The sequence below is a fragment of the Janthinobacterium violaceinigrum genome, assembly GCF_009208555.1.
Lineage (GTDB): Bacteria > Pseudomonadota > Gammaproteobacteria > Burkholderiales > Burkholderiaceae_D > Janthinobacterium > Janthinobacterium violaceinigrum.
The window spans coordinates 1-1,368 of sequence record NZ_WFLI01000091.1 but is presented as its reverse complement, the minus strand read 5'-3'; the positions used below and the strand labels follow the sequence as shown (position 1 = coordinate 1,368).

Below are 1,368 nucleotides of genomic sequence, written 5' to 3'. Positions count from 1 at the left end.
TCACGGGCAATGGCAAGCTCGATATCACGGCAGCTACCCTGGACCACCGCAATGCGACGACGGTGGCCAATCAGTTGACGGTGAACGCCGGCACGCTGGATAACCGCAGCGGCAGTCTGGCGCAGACAGGCACGGGACGGATGACGGTGAGCACCACTGCTCAACTGGACAATACGGGCGGCAAGATCGAGGGTAATGGCGATGCACTGGTAAAGGCAACCACCTTGCTGAACAGCACGGGCCGCATCGTGGCGGCGCAGGATGCCACATTGAACGTGGGCAGCCTGGATAATACGCAAGGTACGGTGGCGGCAGGGCGCCATCTGCAACTTTCCGGTGGCGACATTGATAACACCAAGGGCCAACTGCAGGCCGTGGCTGGCAATGCCAACCTGACTCTGGCGAACTTGAACAATACCGCAGGCAACGTCTTTGCCGGCGCCAACCTGAACGCGACACTGGCCAGCCTGAACAACACGGGCAGCCTGTACGCAGCCGGTGACCAGACCTTGAACGCCAGTGGCGCCATCACGAACACGGGCGTGATCGCCGCGCAGGGCAACACTAGCCTGACGGCGAAAACTCTCGACAGCAGCACCAGCAGCTTGCTCGGTGCCGGCATGCAGGCCGATGGCAAGCTGGGCACAAGTGGCGAGCTGACGATCAGCACAACACAAACGCTGGCCGCGCATGGCCAGAACCTGGCTGGGGGCAAGGCGACCCTGACGGGCGCCAGCGTGGATCTGGCAGGCAGCCAGACCAGCGCCGCCAACATCGGCCTGACGGCAACAACGGGTGACGTCAGCACCAACAAGGCGGTGGTCACGACGCCAGGTGCGCTCAACATCACGACGAGCGCCACTTTGCACAACACGGAAGGCACGTTGCAGGCAGGCCAGCTCGACCTGCATGTGGGTAACCTGGACAACGCCAAGGGCACCATCTTGCAGACGGGTACGGGTGACACGAATATCGTCACCGGTAATCTGGACAATACAGCGGGACGCATCGCGCTCAACAGCCAGAACCTGAACATCGATGCCGTCAGCGTCAGCAACAAGGACGGCAAGATCGAGCATGCGGGTACGGGCCTTTTGAATCTGCAAGCGGGCGTGCTGGACAACAGCAAGGGCCGTGTCACCTCGGCGGCGGCCGCTTCTGTCGTCAGCAAAGATGCGCTGAACAATACCGATGGCGTGATCGCCGCGACCACTGGCCTGCAGGTGAGCGGTACTGCGTTGGACAACACGCGCGGCGTGTTGCAGGCGGACATGTTGCGTCTGGATGCGGCATCCTTGCTGAACCAGCAGGGGACAGTGAGCGCCGGTACGGACCTGACGGCCAAAGTGAGCGGTGACCTGAACAACG

1 protein-coding gene is annotated in these 1,368 nt (G+C 62.2%); it reads left to right on the top strand.

Features of this window, described 5'->3' with window-relative positions:
* Positions 1-1,368 (top strand): beta strand repeat-containing protein (locus GCN75_RS28720; RefSeq protein WP_405002843.1); only part of this gene is annotated, 1,368 nt, incomplete at both ends.